Raw genomic sequence first — 18,531 nt, 5'->3', positions numbered from 1 at the left:
TAAAATCCGTTTTTAAATGAACCGCCGAAAATTATTGAGCAAAATTGAAATAGGCGAATCTTTGTATGTAGAATTTAAGCAAAGATTTTCAGACTATCTTAAAATTGCGAAAGAAATTATAGCTTTTGCAAATACAAAAGGCGGTGTAATTATTTTTGGTATTGATGACGACGGCTCCATCTACGGAGTTGAAAGTGAAAAAAGCGAGACTGAATTAATAAAAGAAACATTTGAAAATTATTGCGAACCAAAGGTCAATTATGAAATTAGTTATCACAGCCTGGAAAACAAAGAAATTGTTTGTGTTGAAATTCCTGAGTCGGAAAATAAGCCGCATAGAATTCAAGATTATAAATCCAAATTAGATATAAATACTGCACAAGTTTATATTCGGGTTAACGATAAAAGTGTTCCGGCAAGTAAAGAAATGATCAAAATTTTACAAAGCAGAAGCACTGAACATACTCTTAAAAACTATTCGATTGGAAAAAATGAAAAAATTGTTTTTGAATATTTAAGAGAAAATGATTTTATATCCGCAAAAAAACTAAGCGCAATCGCAAACATATCTACAAGAAGAGCTTCCAGAACGCTAATAAACTTAGTAAGAGCCAATATTTTGGCAATTCACACAAAAGATGACGGTGAAGATTACTTTACCAATCTTACTTAGAATTGTAAATTTTTCTCAATTCAAAAATTGCAATGCCATAAGCAACGGCAACGTTCAATGATTGTTTAATTCCATATTGAGGTATTTCTATTGATATATCGCAAAGATCAATTAACTCTTGATTTACGCCGCTTATTTCATTGCCGACAATTAAACATAAAGGCAAGTTTTCACTTTTTAATTCCGAATACAAAATATTTTTACTTGTCTGTTCAAGCGCACAAATTGTGTAGCCTTTTGTTTTGTAATTTAAAATTATTTCTTTGGCATCTTCAATAAATTCCCACTTAACACTATCCTGAGAACCTAATGCAGTTTTAAGAACATCTTTATTCGGGGGATGAGGTGTATATCCGCAAAGGTAAAGTTTTTCTATCATTGCGCCGTCAGAAGTTCTGAAAATGGAGCCAACGTTGTAACTGCTTCTAATTGAATTTAATATTACAACAACGGGTAATTTATTTACTTTATCAATATTATCTAATTTTGCTCTGTTTATGGAAATTTCAGAGTGCGAAAGTTTTTTCATATTTTATTTTTCTTTTATTGCAAGTTGACCGCATGCTGCCGCGATGTCATTACCCTGAGTATTTCTAAGCATTACAAAAATATCTTTACTCATTAATTTTTCAGCAAATTCTTTAACTTCTTCAAAAGGTGTTGGTTCTAATGTTGAAGAAAAACCATCATTTGCAATATGTGAAATACTGTTGAATGGAATTATATTTACTTTGGAAGGTAATTGACCGCACAATTTTTTTAACGCATCCAAATCTTCTTTTCTGTCATTAATTCCTTTTAACATTGTATATTCAAACATAATTTTAGTTTTCGTTTGCTTTGCATAATATTTCAATGCATCAATATTTTCTTCTATGTTATACTTTAAATTTATGGGCATTATTTTGTTTCTAACTTCATTAAAACACGAATGAAGCGAAAGCGCAAGTTTAACTCTTAAACCAGAATCTGCCAATTCCCTAATTTTATTTGGAATTCCCGCTGTTGATACTGTGATTCTTGTTCTTCCAATTTTATTACCAAGATCTTGAAGCAGAATTTTTAAAACTTTTTCAGTAGAAGAATAATTTAAAAGCGGTTCGCCCATTCCCATAAAAACAATATTTGTAATTTCATTTGGTAATATATCTTTTGAAGTGAGCAAATACTGATCCAGAATTTCTCCGACAGATAAATTTCGTGTATATCCCATCACTCCAGTTGCACAAAATTTACAATCAAGCGGGCAGCCTACTTGTGTTGAAATACATAATGTTCTTCTTTCTTTTTCGGGAATAATAACCGACTCGATCTTTTTCCCGTCGTTTGTTTCAAACAAATATTTTACGGTTTCGGTCGAAGTAGAGGATTTTTTCTTAGTTAATTTTAAAGAATTTATATTTGCTTCATTTTTTAATCTATTTCTTAATGAAATAGGAATATTTGTCATTTCATCAAAATCAATTGCATAATTTTCATAAATCCAATTAAAAATTTGCTTACCTCTAAATGCGGAATCACCCATTTCTTTTATGAATTTCTGAAGCTCTTCCAGATTAAAATTTTTTATATCAATTATATTTTTCATACTACCAAATATAAGAAAGTCAATGCATTCTTTCTGAAATTATCAATTATTAACTTAATTATTTATTTGAAATTTCATCATTCATTGTTTAGTTTGACAATTATTAAAGATACTTTAATCCTATAAATTAAAAAATTATGAGTAAGCCATGAATTTTGAATTTTCTGAAGAACAATTGATGATTCAGCAAACCGCAAGAGAGTTTGCTCAAAATGAAATTGCGCCGTCTGTAATTGAAAGAGATAAAGAAGCAAAATTTCCCGCTGAAATTGTAAAGAAATTGGGCGAGCTTGGTTTTATGGGAATGATGATTACGCCCGAATATGATGGCGCCGGAATGGATACGGTAGCATATGTTTTGGCTATGATTGAAATTGCAAAAGTTGATGCGTCTGTAGCTGTTATAATGTCCGTTAATAATTCGTTAGTAACAACCGGATTGCAAAAATGGGGATCTGAACATATTAAGGAAACTTTTCTTAAACCGTTGGCCAGAGGTGAAAAATTAGGAGCGTTTGCATTATCAGAACCGGAAGCCGGAAGCGACGCTACTCATCAGCAGACGTACGCAAATAAAGAAGGTGATTATTGGATTTTAAATGGAACCAAAAATTGGATAACTAACGGGCAGAGCGCCGATTATTATATTGTAATGGCTCAAACTGATAAAGAAAAAAAACATAAAGGAATTACTGCTTTTATGGTCGAAAAGGGACTTGAAGGATTTACGCATGGCGTGAAAGAAGATAAACTAGGAATTAGAAGCAGCGATACTTGCACGTTAAATTTCGCGAATTGTAAAATTCCGGAAAAAAATATTGTAGGTGAAGTTGGTAAAGGATTTAACTTTGCGATGGATACATTGAATGGCGGAAGATATGGAATTGCCGCTCAAGCAGTAGGAATTGCCGAAGGTGCTTTCGAAATAGCATTCAAATACGCAAACGAAAGAAAAGCTTTTGGAACCGAAATATTTAATCATCAGGCAATTCAATTTAAACTTTCCGAAATGGCAACTGATCTTGAAGCGGCAAAATTACTAACTTTGCAAGCGGCAGCTTTAAGAGACGCAAATAAACCTTATATTAGGCATGCATCAATGGCAAAATTATTTGCTTCAAAAATTGCTGTTCAAAATTCGTTGGATGCAATTCAAATTCACGGCGGATATGGCTATGTAAGAGAATATCATGTTGAAAGATTTTTACGAGACGCAAAAATCACCGAAATTTATGAAGGAACATCTGAAATACAAAAGATTGTGATTGCTCGCGAATTACAGAAAGAAATATTATCATAAAAAATTCTAAATTTACATTTAATGAAAAATTTATAAGGGTAAATATCGTGCCGTTAAACGAAAATGAAATCAGAAAACTAACAATGCAAATTATTGGTGAATTGGGCAGCAGTGCTTCACCTGATTTGGTAAAAAAACTTGTGCAGGAAAAAATTGAAGCCAAAGAAATAAATTATCAATTATCACAAATTGAAAAATCAACCGGCAAAGTGATTCTTACTTCTTTCGGTATGAATCATCCCGGTATAATTGCCGCGGTTACAAAAGTTTTAAGCGACGCAAACTGCGACGTTTCAGATCTTAGTCAAAAATTAATGAGTGAATTTTATACAATGATAATCATATTGGATATTTCAAATTCACCAAAAAATTTATCGGAACTGCAGGCGGATTTAAATAAAGTAGCTGATGAATTAAAGATCAAAATTTATCTTCAGCACGAAGATCTTTTTAAATATATGCACAGAGTTTAAATTAGGAGATATCAATAAATGCAATACCAATTTGAGGAAATTCTTGAAACGATTAAAATGACGGAAATTGAGCATTTTGATATCCGCACGGTAACACTTGGAATTAGCTTAAGGGATTGTGCAGATAGAAATTTGGAAGTTTCAAAAAGAAAAATTTACGATAAAATAATTAAGTATGGTAGAAATCATGTAAAATACGCCTCTGAAATTGAAAAGCAATATGGAGTTAAAATAGCGAATAAAAGGATTTCAATAACTCCGGCTTCAATACCTTTTGATATGTTTTCGGCAGATGAATTTGTTGAAATTGCAAAAGTATTAGATAAAGCCGCTGGTGATATTGGGATTGACTATTTAGCCGGTTATTCCGCTCTTGTTCAAAAAGGGATGACGAACGGAGAAAGAGAATTAATCAAATCCATACCTATAGCGCTTTCCGAAACACAAAGAGTTTGTTCTAGCATAAATGTTGCTTCAACAAAAGCCGGAATTAATATGGACGCCGTTTTAATGATGTCCGACGTAATAAAACAAACTGCAGAAAGAACCAAAGATAGAGATTCAATCGGCTGTGCGAAATTAGTTGTTTTTTGCAATGTACCGGAAGATAATCCGTTTGTTGCAGGAGCATTTCATGGAGTAACCGAACCAGAAGTAGTTTTAAATGTAGGAATAAGCGGCCCAGGAGTCGTTCTTGACGCAATTAAAAATGCAGGGAAAATTGATTTGCATAAGCTTTCGGAAGTAATTAAAAAAACAGTATTTAAAATTACAAGAGCCGGTGAACTTATCGGTCGTGAAGTTGCTGATAAACATGGTATCCCATTCGGAATTGTCGATATTTCATTAGCCCCTACACCAGCTCCAGGAGACAGTATCGGAGACATTTTAAAAGCGATGGGAGTTGAGGATGTTGGAGCGCCTGGAACAACCGCGGCTCTGGCAATGTTGAATGATTCAGTAAAAAAAGCGGGTTTAATGGCAAGCTCATCTGTCGGAGGTTTAAGCGGCGCTTTTATTCCTGTTAGCGAAGATCAGGCAATGATAGAAGCTGCTGCAAAAGGTAATTTATCTATTGAAAAATTGGAAGCAATGACAGCGGTTTGTTCTGTTGGATTAGATATGGTTGCAATTCCGGGAGATACACCGGCATCTACAATTGCGGGAATTATTGCCGATGAATGTGCAATAGGAATAATAAACGATAAAACCACTTCGGCAAGGTTGATTCCAGCATATGGTAAAAAGGTTGGTGATTATATAGATTACGGCGGACTTCTTGGCAAAGCACCGATAATGAGTGTTAGAAATTTATCGAGCGATAATTTTGTTGGGCGAGGCGGAAGAATTCCCGCTCCAGTAAGAAGTTTAACAAATTAAGAAAAATAATTGGAGGAATAAATGAGTAAAGGTATTGGAATACTAATTGTAGTTGCTGTAGTTGTTATTGGTGCAATTATGTGGGGAACAGGAATTTATAATAATTTGGTTGGGCTTGATGAAAATGTAACCCAAAGCTGGAGTCAAGTTGAGAATCAATATCAACGACGTGCAGATTTAATTCCTAATTTAGTAAATACCGTAAAAGGTGTCGCAAATTTTGAAAAAGAAACTTATACAGCAGTTACGGAAGCAAGGTCTAAAGTAAATCAAATTAAAATGACACCTGAAATGTTAAATGATCCAAATGCCTTTGCACAATTTCAGAATGCACAGGACGGATTAAGCAGTGCTTTATCAAGATTACTTGTAACTGTAGAAAATTATCCGCAGTTAAAAGCCAATGAAAATTTCTCTCAGCTTCAAGCTCAATTGGAAGGAACTGAAAATAGAATTTCGGTGGAAAGAAAAAAATTTAATGAAGTTGTTCAGAATTACAATACAACGGTAAGAAGATTTCCTGCAAGTTTAATTGCCGGTTTTACTGGATTTACGCAAAAGCAATATTTCAAAGCTGTAGCAGGTTCTGACCAAGCGCCTAAAGTTGAGTTTTAATTGATAAATAAGATAACGAAAATATTGTTTGTTTTAGTTTTATCGACAAGTGTTTTTGCACAACCGGAAATTCCGTCATTTTCAAATTATGCGGTTGATTACACAAAAACACTTTCAAATGATCAAATCAATTATCTTAGTGAGACTTTAAAAACATTTGATGATTCAACTTCAAATCAAATAATTTTCTTTATGAATAAAACACTCGATGGTTATCCAATTGAAATGTACACACATGAAGTAGCTGAAAAAAATGGAATTGGTACAAAGGAAAATAATAACGGCGTTTTGTTTTATGTCGCAAAAGAAGATAGAAAAATGAGGATTGAAGTTGGCTACGGTTTGGAAGGCGCATTGCCTGACGCGCTTTCAAGTTCAATAATTAGAAACGAAGTTGCGCCCTATTTTAAGAATGAAATGTATTACGAAGGTGCAGCCGCGGGATTAAATGCAATAATGGCCGCTACAAAAGGAGAGTATAAGGGAAATCCGGAAGAAAATGTAGAAGTCAAATTCCCGCTTGGTACAATAATATTTATAATTATTTTGCTTATTATTATTTTCTCAAGAAAAGGCGGCGGCAGAAGTTCGGGCGGATTTACTTATTTTGGCGGAGGATTCGGAGGAGGATCAAGCGGCGGCGGATTTAGCAGCGGTGGAAGTTTTGGCGGGTTTAGCGGTGGCGGCGGTTCTTTTGGCGGTGGGGGTGCGAGCGGAAGCTGGTAAAAAAGATAAATAATACTAATTTATCTTGAATTTAGATTTTTGATTTCTTATTATTCGATACGTTATGATTGATATTTCTGAAGGTGTCCTTTTATTTAATGATTGTGATTTCTTTTCGGCACATGATTTTTTTGAAGAAATTTGGATGGATTCATCTAGTTCCGAAAAAGAATTTTTTCAGGGATTAGTTCAAATTTCAGTTGGGTTATATCACTTAATATGCGGAAATTTAAAAGGCGCTAAAAGTCAATTGACAAAAGGAAAAGTTAAATTAGAAAAATTTCCTTCAAATTATTGCAAAATTAATAACGTAAAATTAATTAAAGATATTTCGATTCTATTGATGAACTTGGATAAAGAAAATATTATAAATCATATTCCAAAGATTAAATTAACAAATTAACAAAAATTATTAGGAGATTAGTTATGGCTATAATGATAACTGACGAATGCATAAATTGTGGTGCATGCGAGCCGGAATGCCCGAATACGGCAATTTATGAAGGTGGAAACGAATGGAGTTTAGCCGGAAATACTTATGCTGACGGCGATGCCGCTCCGTCTGGAGCTGAAGGATTCTTTTCATCGGACTATTTTTACATCGTTCCGGATAAGTGTACAGAATGCAAAGGTTTTCATGATGAACCACAATGCGCTGCTGTTTGTCCAGTTGATTGCTGTGTTCCAGATCCGAACCACGTTGAATCAGAAGAAGAGCTGTTAGCTAAAAAAAGCTCACTTAGACGAAGTAGAAGGCAGATAATTTATATATAAAATTATATCAAAACCGTATAAGATTTTTCTTGTACGGTTTTTTATTTTTAAACAAACTTTAATAAATAAAATGAAAATAGGAAAATATAATTTATCTTTTTTGGAAACGGGATTATTCTCTTTGGATGGAGGTGCAATGTTCGGCATAATTCCCAAACCGCTTTGGGAAAAATCAATTGTTCCCGATGAAAAAAACAGAATAAAAATGGACGTAAGATGTTTGCTGCTTCAATCCGATTCAAAGAAAATATTAGTCGATACGGGAATGGGAAATTTGTGGGATGAAAAGTCAACTTCAATATATAATATAGACCAGACCGAAAACAACTTGCAGAAATCATTGAAATTACTGAATGTAGATGTAAGTGAAATAACGGATGTAATTTTAACACATCTGCATTTTGATCACACAGGCGGATCAACAAAAATTGAGAATGATAAAATTATTCCTGCATTTTCAAACGCAAGCTATTTTGTTCAGAAGAAACACTTTGAATGGGCAAATAATCCGACCGATAGAGATAAAGGAAGTTTTATTCCAAAATTATTTCTTCCATTAGTTGAGAATGGAGTTTTAAAGTTTTTGGATGGCGATGAATATTTTGATAATGAAATTCAAATGTTGAATATAAATGGTCACACTATTGCACAGCAAATGGTAAAAATTTCGGATTCGTCAAATACTTTTTTATTTTGCGGGGATTTAATTCCAACGATGTATCATATCCCAATACCATACGTAATGGGCTATGATATTCAGCCACTGGAAACTGTAAAAGAGAAGAAAAAGTTTTTACAGCTTGCGGTTGATGAAAATTGGAAAATAGTTTTTGAACACGACCATCAAAATGCTTTTGCAACAATTAAAAAAACAGAAAAAGGATTTACTTTTGACGAAAGTTTTAAAGAATTATTATGAACCATGAAACTAATGGATTTATTTTTGCATGTCTAATTTCTGATCTTAAAGAAAATATTGGACAAAGATTTTACTTAAACGATGTTGACGTTGCAATATTTAAAGTAAACGGTAAAATATATGCGGTTAGCAATATTTGTCCTCATCAGCATACAGCCCAGATTTTTGAAGGATTTGTTGAAAAAGGATGTGTATTTTGTCCGCTGCATGGCTGGATGTTCAACCTAGATACAGGTAATTTATTTGGCGGAAGCAAAGGTTTGGATGCTTTTGAGACAAAAATCATTGATGAAAAAATTTACGTTAAAGCAGTAGATAAAAAGTGGAATTGGTGATAAATCATAATAAATTGTGAAAAATTTCGTTTTCATACTAAACGGAGTTTAAGCATTATTTCAGTTTGTAATCAAATTATCTTAAATCTTGAATTTAGTTCAGAATTGCAAATTTATCAAATAGTATTATAGAAATAAAAATTTGTTTAAACAAAAGATCATATCGAAAGCAAGATCATTAGGATTTGATTTAATTGGGTTTACTAAATATCAAATTCTCAAAGAAGAAATAAATAATCTGGAATTGTGGCTTTCAAAAAAATTTCACGCAGAAATGAAGTATATGGAAAGGAATGTTGAAAAAAGACAGGACGTTTCTTTAATCCTTCCTAATTGTATGAGCATAATTTCATTGGGAATGAACTATTATATAAATGAAAATTTTGAAGCTTCGGATAATTCCGGAAATGTCTCACGTTATGCTTGGGGAAAAGATTATCATTTAATTATTTGGGAAAAATTAGACGAACTTATTGAATACGCAAAACTTGAAAATCCAAACTTTGAAGCCAAAAGTTATGTTGATACTGGTCCGGTTATGGATAAAGTGTGGGCTGTTAAAGCAGGAATCGGTTGGCAGGGTAAAAACAGTAACATAATTAATAAAGAAATTGGGAGCTGGTTTTTTATTTCAACAATTTTAACAAATTATGATTTCAAAGAATATGATAACCCGATTGCAGATTATTGCGGAACTTGTACGGCTTGTATAAATGCTTGTCCCACAAATGCGATTGTTGATAATAAAGTAATTGATTCGAATAAATGCATATCCTATTTAACCATTGAGAACAAAAATGAAATTCCCGATGAATTTATAGGTAAATTTAAAGATTGGATTTTCGGCTGTGATATTTGTCAAGACGTATGTCCTTGGAACATTAAATTTTCATTTCCGACTGAGTCAATTGAATTTAATAAAATAATAAATAAAAATATTTTATTTAGTGATATTGATAATTTGGATGAACAAAAATTTAAAACAAAATTCAAAGATAGTCCAATATTGAGGAGCAAATTAAAAGGAATTAAGAGAAATTCTGATTTTCTTAAAAAATAAACTGAAACTAAACAGAAATTATTGAATCTAATTTTTAATAAAAATAAGAAAGTAATACGGAGTTAAAAATGTCAGAAAATCATCATAAAATTGTAATTATTGGCTCTGGTCCTGCCGGTTTAACAGCTGCTATTTACGCGGCAAGAGCAAATATGAATCCTGTAATATACGAAGGAATGCAGCCAGGTGGACAATTGACAATTACAACTGAAGTTGAAAATTATCCGGGTTTTGAAAATGGAATTCAAGGACCTGAATTAATGGATGTAATGAGAAAACAGGCTTGCAAATTCGGTGCAATTTGTGAATTTAAAGAAGTTTCGGAAGTCGATTTTTCCCAAAGACCTTTTAAACTAAAAGTTGAAGATAAAGAAGTTACCGCTGATGCCGTAATTATTTCAACAGGCGCCAGTGCAAAATTATTAGGAACCGAAAGCGAAAAAAATTATATGGGATATGGCGTTTCTGCTTGCGCAACTTGTGATGGATTCTTTTATAGAGGTTTGAAAGTAATTGTAGTTGGCGGCGGCGATACGGCAATGGAAGAAGCTAATTATTTGACAAATTTTGCGTCAGAAGTAATAATTGTTCATAGAAGAAATGAGTTCAGAGCTTCACAGATAATGATAGACAGAGCCAAGAGAAATCCTAAAATAAAATTTGAGTTAAACAAAACAATAAAAGAAGTTCTTGGCGAAGTAAATGGAATGGGACATAAAAAAGTAACCGGTGCAATTTTAGAAAACACATCTGATGGCTCAACCGAAGAAGTAAAAGTAGATGGTATTTTTGTAGCAATTGGTCATCAGCCGAACACAAAGATCTTTAACGGAAAATTAGATATGGATGAAACCGGATATCTAAAAGTAAAATTAGGATCCACAAATACAAATGTTGAAGGTGTTTTTGCAGCTGGAGATGTAGCGGATAAAACTTACAGACAGGCAATTACTGCAGCAGGAACCGGATGTATGGCCGCGTTGGATGCACAAAGATGGCTTGAAGCTCAAGAATTACATTAAAAATTTACAAAAATATGAAACCCAGCTTAATTAAAGTTGGGTTTTTCTTCTTCTTTATTTTTCCAAAACGGTTCTATAAAATTTCCCTTTTGTTTTGCTTTTACCAAAAAATAAACTCCGGCAATTGTACACAAAATAAAGGCTTGAACTGAATTTTCAGGTCCAAAATTTCCACCGGTTAAAAATTCCGGTCCTGAAAAATTTGCAGTGAGCAAACTATCTTTTAAATTAAATCCCGAAACAATTGCGCCATAGACTCCGCCTTCGGTAAAATTCCATGCAAAATGCAGGAATATTGAGATCCATAAATTTCTCGTATAAACGTAAACTGCGGCAAGTAAAATACCTGCTTCAACAGCTATCGCAATTGAAGAATAAATTGTTGCTCCGTCATTTGCAATATGAGCAAATCCAAAAAATAATGCGGAAATAATTAAGGCTATAACTGTTCCTAACTTTTCTTCTGTTAATCTAAAAATAATTCCTCTAACCAATATTTCTTCAGTTATACCAGATGTTAAAGAAATTGTAAATGCGGGCAGTAACGAAATAATTGAATTTACCTTTGTAACAGAATAACCGCCGGAAAGAAAAATTACTAATATGACTAACGATTGTAAAATAAATCCAATCGCAAGACCAAGACCCGAATTTTTACCGAAATTATTAAGACTTAATTCCGAAATTTTTCTTTTCTCATAAAATTTGAAAAGAAATATATAACTTATTAAGCATAATGAAGCTGAAATAATTCCAGTTATTAAATTATCTATTTCGATTGGTAATCCTAAATATTTAAGTAAAGCTGAAGAACCAATTTGGCCAATTGTAATTGCAGTTCCAACGATCAGCAATCCAATAATAATTTTTGTAAGGGGAAAATGAATTATTTTACCGGCTAAATTATGTGTGTTCATTTTAGTTCAGATTTAATTTTAAAAAAAATACGATCTCCATAAAGATCGTATCTTAAAATTATATCTTTCCTAAATTATTACAAAAGAAATAGATTAACTATTTACATTTTTTTCGTCTTCTTTTTCAAATTTCCTGGAAACAAAGAATGCCGCAATAAATCCCAATCCGGTTAAAGTTATTATTGAAAGCGGAATTAAACCTTCATTCATATGGGCATCATCGAACATTACTCCAAATCCTACCCCCAAACCAGCGCCAACAGTAATAACGCCCAATTTTAACCAAAGATAAGGATTCTTTTTTGATCTGAATAATTCCGCAATTTGTTCCGGTGCTAATCCCTTTTCAATCATCATTTGTCGTTCTCTTGATCGAAAATAGAAATAAGTTGCAATAACTAACCCAATAATTAAAGTTACTAAAATTCCGGTTAATGGTCCCATTATTGCTTCAGCGTACATTGCTTGCTCTGACATATATTTTTCTCCTAAATTTACGAATAAAATTTTACTTTCATTTATTTTGACTAAAATGGTGTATAAAAAGGTTACAAACTTTTTGTAATAATCTTATGTAACCTTTAAAATAATTTTCAGTCTAAAAGAATAAGATGAAAAAGCTAACTGACAAAGAAATAATAGATTCTGTTTTAAAAGGAAATGTAAATGATTATACGCTTATAATTGACCGGTATAAACATAAGGCATTTTCGTTATTGGTAAATATGCTGAAGAATAAAATGGACGCTGAAGAAGCTTTGCAGGATGCTTTTATTAAAGCATTCAATTCATTAAATAATTTTAGAAGTGAAGCACAGTTTTCCACATGGTTTTATAAAATTACCTATAATACCGGATTGACAATTTTATCGGCTCAAAAGAGAAAAATTGAAATGCAGATGAATTCAATTGATGATATGGAATACCTTAAAGATGAAGATTCGGAAGTTTATGCTTTATCAGAAAATAAGAAACAATATTTGTTAAAAATGGTTGACAAATTGCCAATTAGAAATTCGCTGGTTCTAATTTTATATTATATGGATAATTTTTCCATAAATGAAATTAGCGAAGTAATGGATTTAAGTCTGGTTAATACAAAAGTACTTTTGCACAGATCAAGAAATTTACTTAAAGATTTACTTTTGCTGCACAATTATAAAGAGGAAATATTATGAAAAAGTATGATGAGCTAATTAATAAATTTTTAGATAATGAATTGAATTTAGCGGAAGTAAACAATATTAATGATCTCATAAAAGAAGATGCCGATTTTAAATTAAATTTTGCAACGCATAAATACGTACATGAAAATTTAATTGATCTTCCTGTTCATTATGTATCCGATAATTTTGCTGAAAAGTTAATGAGTAGGATTTTGAGTTCAATTTCCGTTAAGTATAAAAAAAGTTATTTCTTTAGGGGAATTATTTCTGTTTTAACCGTTATGCTCTTTGTAATTCTATTTTTATTCTTTTTTTATGCCTTAAACTTACCGGTTGTACAAAACTCAATTTCGGGTTTGGAGGAATCTCAGAATTTGATAAAACCGTTTTTTATAAAATTGAAACAAGTTTTAAGTACCAATATTTTTAAAACGGTTTCAGCTGCAATTGGTTTCATAATTTTATTAGGATTTTATTTTACTTTTAATTCATTTAAAGATTTCCGAAACAGAATAAATCAGCTATAAAGAATGTGCAATTTTATTATTTAAAAATATTATGGATTTATTGTTTAGCTGAGTAAACAAATAATTAGAAAACTTCCCGCCTTATTTGGAATATTTCCAAAACAATTTTGCTTATCTTTACAAATCAAATTTAAAAATCAATTATGAAAACTAAATCCGGGTTTGTAACAATAGTCGGTAAACCGAATGTTGGTAAATCAACCTTAATGAATAAACTGATTGGCGAGGATCTTTCAATTATTACGAATAAACCTCAAACAACGCGTAAAAGAATATTGGGGATTTTAGACGAAAAAGATTTTCAAATAGTGTTTCTTGATACACCCGGAATTCTAGAACCAAAATATTTGCTTCAAGAAAAACTTCTTGATTACATTGATATTTCGGTTAAAGAAGCTGATGTAATTGTTTTTATGATAGACTCCCAAAATATTGATAGTGAGTTAAAATCATTTGAAAAAGAAAATATTAAGAAATTTATCTCTAATAAAAAGCAGAATAAAATTCTTGTGTTGAATAAAATTGATTTATCAAACGAAGAGAAGATAAAAAGTTCAATTGCGATTTTTGAAAAAGAAAATATATTTGATTGCGTAATCCCTATTTCTGCAATAGAAAATTATAATGTAGATCTTTTAATAAAAAAAATTATAGAAATTTTACCGGAACATCCTAAGTTTTATCCTGAAGATCAATTGACTGACGAACATGAAAGATTTTTTGTTACAGAAAAAATTAGGGAAAAAGTTTTCGAGCTTTTTCAAGATGAAATTCCTTACTCTGTTGAAGTTGTTATTGATCAATTCTTGGAAAGGGAAAACAGAAAAGACTTTATTTCCGCTTCAATTATTGTAGAAAGAGAATCGCAAAAACCAATAATATTGGGAAAAAAAGGCGCGTCAATTAAAAGATTAGGCGCACTTTCAAGAAAATCCATAGAAGAATTTTTAATGAGAGAAATATTTTTAGAATTAAACGTAAAAGTAAAAGCAAATTGGCGTAAGGATGAAAATATGCTGAAGAATTTTGGATATACAAATTAAATATATTTTGAAAAATCATAAAACTCTTAATAGGTACAAATAAATCATATTTAGCATAAATTGACACCCCAATTATTTTAATTTATGAACTCCAAACAAAAATATAAATCAGAATTGATTTTACTGCTTATAACACTTCTTTGGGGCGCGACATTTGTAATTGTTAAAGAATCCTTAAAAGATATCTCTTCTATGGTTTTTATTTCAATTCGTTTTTTTATTGCCGGAGTTATTTTGCTTCCATTTGTAATTAATAAAAAAATTACAAAGCTTAATTTTAAAGCCGGTACTTTACTTGGAATTTTGTTGTTTATAGGTTTTGCCGTTCAAACGGTTGGATTGAAATATACTTCCGCAACTAAATCCGGATTTTTTACCGGCACAACGGTAATTATGATTCCAATTCTTCAAACAATAATCGAAAAGAAAAGGCCAACGAACGGGGTAATTATTGGCTCAATATTGGTTATGATAGGAATAGCGTTTTTATCAAGCGGGGGAAATTCAATATTTAATTTGTTCAATGATGTCGCCACAAATTTTAATTTAGGTGATGGATTGACTTTGATTTGCGCGTTCTTTTTTGCCATTTATATAATTTATTTGGATATTGAAACTGTTAAACATGAATTCTGGATTTTGTTATTTCTTCAAATTATTACCACCGCTGTTTTAGGTTTAGCGTTTTCGATTATATTTTCGGGATTAAATTTAGAGCCGTTAAAAATTAATATTACAAAAAATTTACTTGGAGGAATATTATATACTTCCATTTTTGCTACATTGATAACTACGGCGCTTCAAACAAAATATCAAAAAGACGTTACACCGGCAAAGGCTGGAATTATTTTTTCATTTGAACCGATCTTTTCCGCAATTTTTGCTTTCTTTATATTAGAAGAAAAAATAACTAATTTTGGATATTTGGGAGCCGCTTTGATTATGCTGGGTTTGTTTGTTTCTGAATTGTATGAAAATTTAATTATGAAAAATGGCAAATCAAAAGTTTAGCGCTCAAATAATAGTAACCGGATTAGTACAAGGTGTTGGTTTCAGATACTTTGTTTTAAGAAATGCCTTGGATTTAGATTTGGTCGGCTATACGAAAAATCAATATGATGGATCGGTCTTAACTGTTGCGGAAGGTGAGAAATATCAAATTGAAGCGCTATATAATAAATTAAAAGTCGGACCAATGCACGCTGATGTTAGAGATATTAAAATTTCTTGGCAAAGTTTTACCGGTGAATTTTCCACTTTTGAAATTAGGAGATAATGATGAAATTCAGAACAGGCTTTGGATATGATGTTCACGCGTTTTCTGAAAATAGAAAATTATTTTTGGGCGGAGTTCAAATTCCGTCTGAAAAAGGATTACTCGGTCATTCAGACGCGGATGTATTGCTGCATGCAGTTTGCGATGCTTTACTAGGCGCATTGGCTTTGGGCGATATCGGCATGCATTTTCCGGATACTGATCCCGCTTACAAAAATATTGACAGTAAAATATTGTTAAGAAATGTAAACCAACTATTAGAAGAAAAAGGTTATAAAATTTCCAATATAGATTCAACAGTTGTTATGGAAAAACCGAAATTGAAAGATCATATTTTGACGATAAGGAAAAGAATCGCGGAAATTTTGAATGTAAATATTGATCAAATATCAGTAAAAGCAACAACCTCGGAAAAATTAGGATTTGTTGGTCAGGAAAAAGGCGCGCAAGCTTATTCAACTGTTTTGATCTACAACAATTTAGGTGATTGATGTTAGAAGAAATTATTGCTTATCTCAGTACATTAGACGCTTCTTGGCTCTATATAATTTTATTCTTTTTTTCATTTATTGAAAATGTATTTCCGCCATCTCCAAGCGATGTTGTTGTTGTGGTTGGCGCCTCGCTTATTGCTTCAACAGCATTGGGTTTTGTTCCGCTGCTAATAATTACCAGTTTTGGCAGCGCGTTGGGTTTTATTCTTATGTATTATGTTGGATATTTTTTAAGCGAAAAAGTAATTAGGTCGGGCAAATTGAAATTTATAAGTCCGGAAGCAATTCAGAAAACTGACGAATGGTTTACTAAATACGGTTATAAAATAATTCTTGCAAATAGATTCATGCCCGGAACTAGATCGGTAATTAGTTTTTTTTCCGGGGTTCACGAACTTCATGTTTTCAAAACTTTTATATATGCTTTGATTAGTGCTTTTGCCTGGAATTTAATTATAATTTCTTTAGGAATGACATTAGGTAATAATATTCCGTTAATTGATTATTATTTAACTACTTATTCAAATGTTGGAATGGCATTAACTGTTGTTGTAATATTATTTTTTGTTATAAGATATTTTTTACGAAAAAAGAAAAATGCTTAAACTTTTTAGATCATACAAAACTCCAGAACAAAGGAAGAAAAATAAAATAGAACTGTTGCTGGGTTTATTATCGGGAATATTACTTGCGTTATCTTTTCCTCCGGTTCCATTAACCTTTTTAATATTTATTGGTTTTGTTCCATATTTATTTGTTATTGAGAAAAGAAAAACTCTAGCCGAGGTAAACAGATTTACTTACTTTACTATTTTCTTTTTTAATCTAGGAACAATTTATTGGGTTGGAAGCTGGACAAAAGACGCGGATCCATTTTTAATGCTTTCCGGTTCGATACTCATGTTTTTTAATCCAATAACTTTTTTAATTCCTTCAACGCTTTATTATTTATCAAGAAAATACATAAATAAAAATTATGCACTTTTTTTGCTGCCATGGTTTTGGCTCTTTTATGAATATATTTATTCCATAACTGATTTTAAATTTCCATGGCTTTCAATTAGTAATGCCGTTCCATATTTTAATTCATATATTCAAATTTCTGATATCGTTGGGTCATATGGTCTCACAGTAATAATTATTTATACAAATATTTTTGCTTATAAGTTTTTTGTTAAATACAGCGAAAATAAAAAATGCAGTTGTAAATATGCGATTCTGTTTTTATTGATTCTGTTAATCCCAATTATCTATGGAATGTTAAAAGTTAATAATTATCAAGAAAGTACAAATCGCGTAAAAGTCGGTCTAATTCAACCAAACCTGAATCCTAATAAAAAGTGGGAAATTGGAAATTTAAATACTCAAATTGATTTATATTTCGATCTAACCAAACAAGCAATTGAAAATGGTGCGGAAATAATATTTTGGCCGGAAACGGCTTTACCCGTTTATTTAATGACGGACAACTATAAAGCAGAAGCACTCCGCGTACAGAATTTTGTTGACAGCATTAATGTTCCAATAATATCGGGTATGCCGCACGCAAACTTTTATAATGATTCGCTTAAGGCTCCTAAAGATGCCAAACCGATTAAGAACAGTAAATATTTTTATACAAGTTATAATTCTATTTTATTTTTTTCACCGAATAAAAAAGTTGAACAATATGGAAAAATTAAACTAGTTCCTTTTGGTGAAAAAGTTCCGCTGATAGAAATCTTGCCGATTCTTGGTAATTGGATAAAATGGAATGTTGGAATATCAAGCTGGAATACCGGAACAGATACGTTAGTATATGCGGCAAAAATAAATGATAAGAAAATTAATATTGGCGGTGTAATTTGTATTGAAGCAATATATCCCGATTTTATTTCGTCTTTTGTAGATAAAGGCGCTGAATTTATAAGCGTTGTTACAAATGACAGTTGGTATGGAAATTCTAGCGGACCTTATCAGCATAAAGAGATACATGTTTTACGCGCGGTTGAAAATAAAAGATCGCTAGTTAGGGCAGCAAATGGTGGAATTAGTTGCATTATAAATCCAATAGGTAAAACTCTTTCTAAAACAAAAATGTTTACTAAAACAGTTTTAGTCGGTGATGTTGAATTAAGAAATGATAAAACATTTTTTACGCAGCATCCATTAATTATGCCTTTCATTAGTATTGCATTATCAATTTTTGCACTCATTTATTCTATAACTGCAAGGCTTATTTTAAGAAAAAAATAAATTTATTC

Annotated in this window: 24 protein-coding genes; 20 read left to right on the top strand and 4 right to left on the bottom strand. The window is 31.6% G+C overall.

All coding sequences use genetic code 11. The features are described 5' to 3' along the window. Positions 1-16 precede the first annotated feature (16 nt). Positions 17-673 carry an ATP-binding protein gene (locus tag IPK06_10120; protein ID MBK7980332.1) on the top strand — a complete coding sequence of 219 codons (657 nt, stop codon included), beginning with the start codon at positions 17-19 and terminating at the stop codon, positions 671-673. Here the strand turns inward: IPK06_10120 and IPK06_10115 are convergent. After that, positions 666-1,202, bottom strand: a complete 537-nt coding sequence (locus IPK06_10115; protein ID MBK7980331.1) for an RNA methyltransferase — start codon at positions 1,200-1,202, stop codon at positions 666-668. The two genes, IPK06_10120 and IPK06_10115, sit on opposite strands and share 8 nt — an antisense overlap. A 3-nt stretch (positions 1,203-1,205) precedes the next feature. Then, a complete protein-coding gene (gene rlmN, locus IPK06_10110) occupies positions 1,206-2,261 on the bottom strand; it encodes a 23S rRNA (adenine(2503)-C(2))-methyltransferase RlmN (GenBank protein ID MBK7980330.1) in 1,056 nt (351 codons plus the stop codon). 148 nt (positions 2,262-2,409) lie between these two features. On the opposite strand from rlmN, the gene IPK06_10105 reads away from it, so the two are divergent. From IPK06_10105 to trxB, 11 genes are all read left to right on the top strand, one after another. Continuing rightward, positions 2,410-3,561 carry an acyl-CoA dehydrogenase gene (locus IPK06_10105; protein ID MBK7980329.1) on the top strand — a complete coding sequence of 384 codons (1,152 nt, stop codon included), beginning with the start codon at positions 2,410-2,412 and terminating at the stop codon, positions 3,559-3,561. Between the two features lie 47 nt (positions 3,562-3,608). Next, a complete protein-coding gene (locus IPK06_10100; protein ID MBK7980328.1) occupies positions 3,609-4,034 on the top strand; it encodes an ACT domain-containing protein in 426 nt (141 codons plus the stop codon). A gap of 18 nt (positions 4,035-4,052) precedes the next feature. Beyond that, positions 4,053-5,414, top strand: coding sequence for a PFL family protein (locus tag IPK06_10095; GenBank protein ID MBK7980327.1), 1,362 nt, complete (start codon positions 4,053-4,055; stop codon positions 5,412-5,414). 21 nt (positions 5,415-5,435) lie between these two features. Then, positions 5,436-6,029: a LemA family protein gene (locus IPK06_10090; protein MBK7980326.1), complete on the top strand. Its 594-nt coding sequence runs from the start codon at positions 5,436-5,438 to the stop codon at positions 6,027-6,029. Further along, positions 6,030-6,755: a TPM domain-containing protein gene (locus IPK06_10085; protein MBK7980325.1), complete on the top strand. Its 726-nt coding sequence runs from the start codon at positions 6,030-6,032 to the stop codon at positions 6,753-6,755. Between the two features lie 64 nt (positions 6,756-6,819). Beyond that, positions 6,820-7,158: a DUF309 domain-containing protein gene (locus IPK06_10080; GenBank protein ID MBK7980324.1), complete on the top strand. Its 339-nt coding sequence runs from the start codon at positions 6,820-6,822 to the stop codon at positions 7,156-7,158. Between the two features lie 23 nt (positions 7,159-7,181). Next, positions 7,182-7,529, top strand: a complete 348-nt coding sequence (locus IPK06_10075; protein MBK7980323.1) for a 4Fe-4S dicluster domain-containing protein — start codon at positions 7,182-7,184, stop codon at positions 7,527-7,529. A 70-nt stretch (positions 7,530-7,599) separates the two neighbouring features. Continuing rightward, positions 7,600-8,448, top strand: a complete 849-nt coding sequence (locus IPK06_10070) for an MBL fold metallo-hydrolase (GenBank protein MBK7980322.1) — start codon at positions 7,600-7,602, stop codon at positions 8,446-8,448. Further along, on the top strand, positions 8,445-8,783 hold the full coding sequence (locus tag IPK06_10065; protein ID MBK7980321.1) for a Rieske (2Fe-2S) protein: 339 nt from the start codon (positions 8,445-8,447) through the stop codon (positions 8,781-8,783). The genes IPK06_10070 and IPK06_10065 overlap by 4 nt, the downstream gene beginning before the upstream one ends. A 142-nt stretch (positions 8,784-8,925) precedes the next feature. Then, positions 8,926-9,843, top strand: coding sequence for a tRNA epoxyqueuosine(34) reductase QueG (gene queG / locus IPK06_10060; protein ID MBK7980320.1), 918 nt, complete (start codon positions 8,926-8,928; stop codon positions 9,841-9,843). A gap of 68 nt (positions 9,844-9,911) precedes the next feature. After that, positions 9,912-10,865: a thioredoxin-disulfide reductase gene (gene trxB / locus IPK06_10055; protein ID MBK7980319.1), complete on the top strand. Its 954-nt coding sequence runs from the start codon at positions 9,912-9,914 to the stop codon at positions 10,863-10,865. A gap of 26 nt (positions 10,866-10,891) precedes the next feature. Here the strand turns inward: trxB and IPK06_10050 are convergent, their stop codons facing one another. Together IPK06_10050 and IPK06_10045 are read right to left on the bottom strand one after the other, a co-directional pair. Continuing rightward, positions 10,892-11,782 (bottom strand): CPBP family intramembrane metalloprotease, encoded by an 891-nt coding sequence (locus tag IPK06_10050; protein ID MBK7980318.1) that lies wholly within the window; start codon positions 11,780-11,782, stop codon positions 10,892-10,894. Positions 11,783-11,875: 93 nt separating this feature from the next. Further along, a complete protein-coding gene (locus IPK06_10045) occupies positions 11,876-12,259 on the bottom strand; it encodes a hypothetical protein (protein ID MBK7980317.1) in 384 nt (127 codons plus the stop codon). A gap of 134 nt (positions 12,260-12,393) precedes the next feature. Here IPK06_10045 and IPK06_10040 point away from each other — a divergent pair, with 134 nt between their 5' ends. The 8 genes from IPK06_10040 (at position 12,394) to lnt (ending at position 18,523) form a co-directional block, all read left to right on the top strand. After that, positions 12,394-12,960: a sigma-70 family RNA polymerase sigma factor gene (locus IPK06_10040; protein ID MBK7980316.1), complete on the top strand. Its 567-nt coding sequence runs from the start codon at positions 12,394-12,396 to the stop codon at positions 12,958-12,960. After that, on the top strand, positions 12,957-13,475 hold the full coding sequence (locus tag IPK06_10035; GenBank protein MBK7980315.1) for a hypothetical protein: 519 nt from the start codon (positions 12,957-12,959) through the stop codon (positions 13,473-13,475). Before IPK06_10040 ends, IPK06_10035 begins: the two co-directional genes overlap by 4 nt. 143 nt (positions 13,476-13,618) lie before the next feature. Continuing rightward, entirely contained in the window at positions 13,619-14,518 is a 900-nt protein-coding gene (era, locus tag IPK06_10030) for a GTPase Era (protein MBK7980314.1), read from the top strand. An 84-nt stretch (positions 14,519-14,602) separates the two neighbouring features. After that, positions 14,603-15,529 carry a DMT family transporter gene (locus tag IPK06_10025; protein MBK7980313.1) on the top strand — a complete coding sequence of 309 codons (927 nt, stop codon included), beginning with the start codon at positions 14,603-14,605 and terminating at the stop codon, positions 15,527-15,529. Further along, on the top strand, positions 15,510-15,794 hold the full coding sequence (locus IPK06_10020) for an acylphosphatase (protein MBK7980312.1): 285 nt from the start codon (positions 15,510-15,512) through the stop codon (positions 15,792-15,794). The genes IPK06_10025 and IPK06_10020 overlap by 20 nt, the downstream gene beginning before the upstream one ends. Positions 15,795-15,796: 2 nt before the next feature. Next, positions 15,797-16,285, top strand: coding sequence for a 2-C-methyl-D-erythritol 2,4-cyclodiphosphate synthase (locus IPK06_10015; protein ID MBK7980311.1), 489 nt, complete (start codon positions 15,797-15,799; stop codon positions 16,283-16,285). Beyond that, a complete protein-coding gene (locus IPK06_10010) occupies positions 16,285-16,893 on the top strand; it encodes a DedA family protein (protein MBK7980310.1) in 609 nt (202 codons plus the stop codon). The genes IPK06_10015 and IPK06_10010 overlap by 1 nt, the downstream gene beginning before the upstream one ends. Beyond that, positions 16,886-18,523 (top strand): apolipoprotein N-acyltransferase, encoded by a 1,638-nt coding sequence (gene lnt / locus IPK06_10005; protein ID MBK7980309.1) that lies wholly within the window; start codon positions 16,886-16,888, stop codon positions 18,521-18,523. The genes IPK06_10010 and lnt overlap by 8 nt, the downstream gene beginning before the upstream one ends. Positions 18,524-18,531: the final 8 nt, after the last annotated feature.

This window comes from Ignavibacteriota bacterium (genome assembly GCA_016713565.1).
GTDB lineage: Bacteria > Bacteroidota > Ignavibacteria > Ignavibacteriales > Melioribacteraceae.
This window is presented reverse-complemented; position numbering and strand designations above follow the sequence as displayed.

What these genes read in the sequence shown, in the direction of transcription:
- IPK06_10040 (MBK7980316.1), top strand. Translation starts at nt 12,394, where the DNA reads ATGAAAAAGCTAACTGACAAAGAAATAATAGATTCTGTTTTAAAAGGA.
- IPK06_10020 (MBK7980312.1), top strand. Translation starts at nt 15,510, where the DNA reads ATGGCAAATCAAAAGTTTAGCGCTCAAATAATAGTAACCGGATTAGTA.
- IPK06_10035 (MBK7980315.1), top strand. Translation starts at nt 12,957, where the DNA reads ATGAAAAAGTATGATGAGCTAATTAATAAATTTTTAGATAATGAATTG.
- IPK06_10080 (MBK7980324.1), top strand. Translation starts at nt 6,820, where the DNA reads ATGATTGATATTTCTGAAGGTGTCCTTTTATTTAATGATTGTGATTTC.
- IPK06_10075 (MBK7980323.1), top strand. Translation starts at nt 7,182, where the DNA reads ATGGCTATAATGATAACTGACGAATGCATAAATTGTGGTGCATGCGAG.
- rlmN (MBK7980330.1), bottom strand. Translation starts at nt 2,261, where the DNA reads ATGAAAAATATAATTGATATAAAAAATTTTAATCTGGAAGAGCTTCAG.
- IPK06_10070 (MBK7980322.1), top strand. Translation starts at nt 7,600, where the DNA reads ATGAAAATAGGAAAATATAATTTATCTTTTTTGGAAACGGGATTATTC.
- era (MBK7980314.1), top strand. Translation starts at nt 13,619, where the DNA reads ATGAAAACTAAATCCGGGTTTGTAACAATAGTCGGTAAACCGAATGTT.
- IPK06_10095 (MBK7980327.1), top strand. Translation starts at nt 4,053, where the DNA reads ATGCAATACCAATTTGAGGAAATTCTTGAAACGATTAAAATGACGGAA.
- trxB (MBK7980319.1), top strand. Translation starts at nt 9,912, where the DNA reads ATGTCAGAAAATCATCATAAAATTGTAATTATTGGCTCTGGTCCTGCC.
- IPK06_10090 (MBK7980326.1), top strand. Translation starts at nt 5,436, where the DNA reads ATGAGTAAAGGTATTGGAATACTAATTGTAGTTGCTGTAGTTGTTATT.
- IPK06_10045 (MBK7980317.1), bottom strand. Translation starts at nt 12,259, where the DNA reads ATGTCAGAGCAAGCAATGTACGCTGAAGCAATAATGGGACCATTAACC.
- IPK06_10010 (MBK7980310.1), top strand. Translation starts at nt 16,285, where the DNA reads ATGTTAGAAGAAATTATTGCTTATCTCAGTACATTAGACGCTTCTTGG.
- IPK06_10065 (MBK7980321.1), top strand. Translation starts at nt 8,445, where the DNA reads ATGAACCATGAAACTAATGGATTTATTTTTGCATGTCTAATTTCTGAT.
- IPK06_10115 (MBK7980331.1), bottom strand. Translation starts at nt 1,202, where the DNA reads ATGAAAAAACTTTCGCACTCTGAAATTTCCATAAACAGAGCAAAATTA.
- IPK06_10025 (MBK7980313.1), top strand. Translation starts at nt 14,603, where the DNA reads ATGAACTCCAAACAAAAATATAAATCAGAATTGATTTTACTGCTTATA.
- lnt (MBK7980309.1), top strand. Translation starts at nt 16,886, where the DNA reads ATGCTTAAACTTTTTAGATCATACAAAACTCCAGAACAAAGGAAGAAA.
- IPK06_10015 (MBK7980311.1), top strand. Translation starts at nt 15,797, where the DNA reads ATGAAATTCAGAACAGGCTTTGGATATGATGTTCACGCGTTTTCTGAA.
- IPK06_10105 (MBK7980329.1), top strand. Translation starts at nt 2,410, where the DNA reads ATGAATTTTGAATTTTCTGAAGAACAATTGATGATTCAGCAAACCGCA.
- IPK06_10050 (MBK7980318.1), bottom strand. Translation starts at nt 11,782, where the DNA reads ATGAACACACATAATTTAGCCGGTAAAATAATTCATTTTCCCCTTACA.
- IPK06_10120 (MBK7980332.1), top strand. Translation starts at nt 17, where the DNA reads ATGAACCGCCGAAAATTATTGAGCAAAATTGAAATAGGCGAATCTTTG.